General features: G+C 70.0%; 5 protein-coding genes. 3 read left to right on the top strand and 2 right to left on the bottom strand.

The window, feature by feature from the left end; genetic code table 11:
* The coding region (locus IT306_14600) for a hypothetical protein (protein ID MCC7369656.1) at window positions 1-1,881 on the bottom strand (1,881 nt) is incomplete at its 3' end.
* A gap of 123 nt (window positions 1,882-2,004) precedes the next feature.
* Between IT306_14600 and IT306_14595 the strand changes: the two genes are divergently transcribed.
* From IT306_14595 to IT306_14585, 3 genes are all read left to right on the top strand, one after another.
* Complete coding sequence (locus tag IT306_14595) at window positions 2,005-2,745, top strand: DUF2334 domain-containing protein (GenBank protein ID MCC7369655.1); 741 nt, start codon at window positions 2,005-2,007, stop codon at window positions 2,743-2,745.
* The gene (locus tag IT306_14590; protein MCC7369654.1) at window positions 2,738-3,439 is read left to right on the top strand and encodes a glycosyltransferase; all 702 of its coding nucleotides are present in this window, start codon (window positions 2,738-2,740) and stop codon (window positions 3,437-3,439) included. The genes IT306_14595 and IT306_14590 overlap by 8 nt, the downstream gene beginning before the upstream one ends.
* A gap of 356 nt (window positions 3,440-3,795) precedes the next feature.
* Entirely contained in the window at window positions 3,796-3,990 is a 195-nt protein-coding gene (locus IT306_14585; GenBank protein MCC7369653.1) for a hypothetical protein, read from the top strand.
* A 34-nt stretch (window positions 3,991-4,024) separates the two neighbouring features.
* On the opposite strand, the gene trxA is transcribed toward IT306_14585, so the two are convergent.
* Window positions 4,025-4,486, bottom strand: a complete 462-nt coding sequence (gene trxA, locus IT306_14580; GenBank protein ID MCC7369652.1) for a thioredoxin — start codon at window positions 4,484-4,486, stop codon at window positions 4,025-4,027.
* Between the last annotated feature and the right edge of the window lie 95 nt (window positions 4,487-4,581).

The raw sequence follows: 4,581 nt of genomic DNA, 5'->3' as shown, positions 1-4,581 counted from the left end.
TTGGTGCGGGCCGCGCAGGAACCTGAAGTAGGCCCAGAAGGCCACCGAGCCCAGCCCGAACACGGCCAGCAGGCCGATGACCGTCGTCATCGACGAGCGTTCCGAATCGGCCAGGTAGCCGGAGCTCGGATTGATCAGGATGTGGAAGAAGGCCAGCGCCGCAAAGCCGATGAGGCCCATCCAGTAGCGCTTGTTCCACTCGCGGACCAGCTCGCCGGGTAGGAAGCGCAAGGGCAGCATCCCGACCAGCGCTCCCTCCAGTCCCGCGACCACCGCGGTCGCGAACGCCGTCCCAAGGATGATGCTGCCGATCCCGCCACCGCCGCCCGCGCGCACGGCCGGGAGGGCAAACCAGCAGGCGATCGCCACCGCCAGTCCGGTCGTGGCGGCCATCGCCTCGAGCCGGCCCTCCTCGACACGGGTCAGTGCGCGCGTGAAGCCGAAGCCGATGATCAGGCCGTACAGGTAGCCGGGCTGGAAATCGGCCAGCCGGCTGATGATGACGCAGCCCAGCGCGATCAGCAGCGTGCCGGGCAGGGCGTCCGCCGTGACCTGCCATCCGCGCCCGCGCGAGCCGAGGATCAGCGGCACGCCATACGCGGCGAGGGTGATGAGCAGCCCCAGCGCCAGCCCGAGCAGGGTGCCGGCCGAGTCGACGTTGAAGCCGAACGTGGGATCGAGCAGGGAATACACCAGTGCGCTCAGGCCGATGAAGGTTGCCACCCCGCGCCGGCTGTGCCAGAACGCGCCCGGATCGGGCTCGCTCGTTGCTGAATCGACCGATGCGTCCTCGGCCCTATCGGCGCCGCGCGAGGGTCGCAGCCGCGCGCCGATCCAGGCCGTGATCGCGGCCACGAGCCCGCCGACCATGCGCCCCACGCGTCCGGTCACCCGGCGCCACCAGCCGGTCACCTCGGCGTAGTTCTCTTCCAGCGTGGCGTTGAACAGCGCGGCGGGGAAGGGGACCAGGAATACGACGCCGGCTGCCAGCGCCACGCTCGATGCAACCACCACCGGATCGAGATTGATCTGGTCGGGGCCGGGCACCGCGTCGCGCAGCGGGGCGCCTCCCGGCGCAGAGAACCGGTGGCCGCTCGGCGAGAAGAAGGTGAAATGCGACAGCGTGACGTCGGCACCGGGAGCGACGGTGGCCTCCCAGCTGATGCCGGCGCCGTTGTCGACCTGGGTGTCGCACAGGCAGGTGTTCGGGAACGGCTGGCCCTGCGAGATCGCCGCGTAGACCTCGGAGTAGTCGCCCTCCATGTACGTGGAGCCGGGGGTGATCGGGACCCATTGCTCGATCCTCGCATTCGACGCCTGAGAGATGACGCATCCGGGCGCGCCGTCATCCACGCGCCCGAAGCCGACATCAGAGTCCTGCAGGTAGCAGTCGGCGGCCCTGAAGAGCACGATCCGCTGCTCGGTCCCACCGGTGTTGATGACCTTGACGTCGGTGCGGTACACCTCCTCGCCGGTCACGTACGCATCGGTCTGCTCGACGCGCAACCCGCTCGTGCCCGCCTGGACGGTCGTAACGACGCGGAACGGATCCGCAGCACTGCCCGAGCCGGCGACCGGACTCTGCGACACGGGCGTCCACGGCTCAGGGCCCAGCGACAGCCACTCGGGCCCGTAGAGGCCGTCGCCGGCGGAGAGGAAGGTCCCGCACGAGCCGATCTCGTCACCGTAGAACTCGAAGGCGACATCGGCCTGGTGCGCGACCTGGCAACTCAGGTCGCCGGTGATGATGATCCGGGTCAGCGGTCCGCCCGAGGCGATCTCGATCTGTCCGCCGGCCGCAGCCGCCTGTGTGGACGTCGCCAGGATGGCGACGAGGGACACCGTGGCGACTGCCTGCAGGGTGAGCAGCAGCCGCCCCACTCCACGTCGCCAGGAACGCCCGGACCATGCCGTCCGCTGCCGCATCGCGCGCACAGTACGCGCTCGGTCGAGACCGCGTACCGCGTTTGCGCGCGACGTCTACGATGGGTTTCGGAGGACGGCATGCTGGTGGTCTCGGTCCACGATGTCGCGCCATCGACGCTGGAGCAGGTCACGTGGCTACTCGAGCGGTTGGACGTGCTTGACGTTCGGCCCAGGGTCCTGGACGTGATTCCCTGTCGCGGTGGTCACGAGGACGTGCGCTCGGACGATCGCCTGGTGAACCTGCTGCAAGCCGAGGCGGCCGCGGGCAGCGAGATCGTGATGCACGGCTACGCTCACCTGGCGCGCGACAGGACGCGGGGCGATCCATTGACGGTCCTGCGCGCACGATGGTTCGCCGCCAGAACCGCCGAGTTCGCCTCGCTCGATCGCTCCGAGATGGCGCGACGCCTGGCCGCCGGACGGGCCGCGCTGGCGGACATCGGGCTGACGGTGGACGGGTTCTGTGCGCCGGCCTGGCTGTCCACGCAAGAGTTGCCGGCGCTATTGCGCGATGCCGGGTTCGGCTACCTGGCGACGTTCACCGGCCTCTTGGAACTGGAGCGCAATCGACGCCTGTTCGTGCCCTCCGCCGGCTACGTCGGGTCGGACCGCGTCACCGAGGCCCTGACCCGCCTTGGAAGCGCCATCGGCGAGACATGGGCCGGGTTGACGCACGGCGGCCACCCGCGGCATCGGCGACTATTCCTGCACCCGAGTTCAGCCTCGACGTCGCCGGATTGCGCACGGGTGCTGCGCCGCATTGGCGAACTTCGACGGACCCACGTGCCCGCCACCAACGCGAGACTGCTCGATGCCTGAGCCCGACGTCAGCGTCATCATCCCCGCGCGCAACGAGGAGGAGCTCATCGGCAATGCCCTGCGATCGGTAGCCGATCAGCACTGGGTCCCCGCCCGCCTGGAGGTGATCGTGGTCGAGAACGGTTCGTCCGACCGAACCGACCTGGTCGTGACCGATGTGGCCGCCGCGCTGGCGCCCGCAACCATTCGCCTGGTGCGCCTGCCGAGCCCCGGAGTTGCGGCGGCCAAGAACGCCGGCGCCGCCGTGGCCGCCGGCCGCATCCTGGTGTTCATGGACGCCGACTCGCGAATGTCGGTTGGGCTGCTGGATGCCGTCATCCGACACGTGGCGGCCGGTGAGCGCAGCGCGTCCATCCGCATCACCGCGGACTCGGATGACCTCATAGACCGTGGCTTCTTCGGACTCCTGGAGTTCGGCAAGCGCCTGTTCAGGATCAGGGCCAACATGTTCGCCTGCGAACGCGCGCTGTTCAGTGAGCTGGGAGGCTTCGACGAGGAACTCAACCACGCGGAGGACGTCGAGTTCCTGCGCAGGGCGGCGAGTACCGGCGTGCGGATCGGCCACATTCACGAGGCATGGATTGCGACGTCGCCACGGCGCCTGCGCCAGGGACGGTGGCGGTCCGGGACGTTGCGCGTGTTCGGTCGCTGGGCGCTGGGCCACGTCGGTATTGGCCGGCGCTGGCCCTACTGAGGCGTCCCCCCGGGCTGGCGCTGGAGCGCACCGGCCGACAGCCAGGCGTCCACCGCGTGCAACTGGTGGCGTCCGCGGTCGAGGCGAGCTGCACCGGCGCGGGACCAGCGTGCCAGCAGCGTGCGCAGGTACCAGTCGGTGAGGCGCGACCACGGCGTGGGCCGCCCTGGATGCACGTCCCAGCCGGCGCGTCGCGCCAGCGATGCCAGCAGGGTCGTCCCGCGGTAGGCAACGGGGGCATCGCTGCCCGCCCTCGCCGCTTGAGCCGCAAGGACCCGCAGGTCGTCGGCCGCGAGGCGCATGCCCAGGCTCAGCCAATGCTCCGGAGGTAGGGAGGCGAGCACGCGGTTGTCGAGATGAATGACGCCGATGCGATCCCCGGCCCGAACCCGCGTTCCATCAAGAAGCACGACCTCTGGCCCGCGGTGACGACCGCCCTCGATGCCCAGGATTCCACCGGAGCGGATGGGACGGATGCCACGACGCCACCGGTCGATCCGCTCGACCCGCGCCAACAGCGGGAAGAGCAGTTCCTGCGCCGTGGCGCGTGATCCCGGCCTGGGGGCCATCGGCTGGTGGCCGGGCCTACCCGCGGCGCAGCAGGTGCGGCGTCAGGCGCACGGTCAGGTCGCTCTTGGGCAGGGCGCCCACGATGCGATCGACGACCCGCCCGCCGCTGACGACCAGCAGGGTGGGGATGCTGCGCGCGTCGAAGCGCGCGGCCAGCTGCGCGTTGTCGTCAACGTTGACCTTGACAACCTTCAGTTTGCCGGCGTACTCGCGGCTCAGCTCCTCCAGGATCGGGCCGACGAAGCGGCACGGTCCGCACCACGGCGCCCACAGGTCCACCAGCACCGGGACCGATGCGCGCGCCTCGATGTCGAAGGTCGCATCGGTGGCGTTGACCAGCCACGGCAGCGGTGCGTCGCAGGCGCCGCAGTGCGGCGTCCCTCGCTCGCTGGGTCGGATCCGGTTCTTGCGGCCGCAGGCCTTGCATACCAGCACCGATGCGGGCCGATCCTCAGCGGCCCCATGTTCGTTCGCCATGCCAGTAGTCTGGACCATCAGCCGAAGGCCGGCTCGAGCCCGGCCATCATCGGAAAGTGCCTGACGTTGAGGGTGAGCAGCGGGGCGTCGTACGC

The sequence above is a fragment of the Chloroflexota bacterium genome, from assembly GCA_020850535.1.
In the GTDB taxonomy this organism is placed as follows: Bacteria; Chloroflexota; UBA6077; order UBA6077; family JACCZL01; genus JADZEM01.
This window is presented reverse-complemented; position numbering and strand designations above follow the sequence as displayed.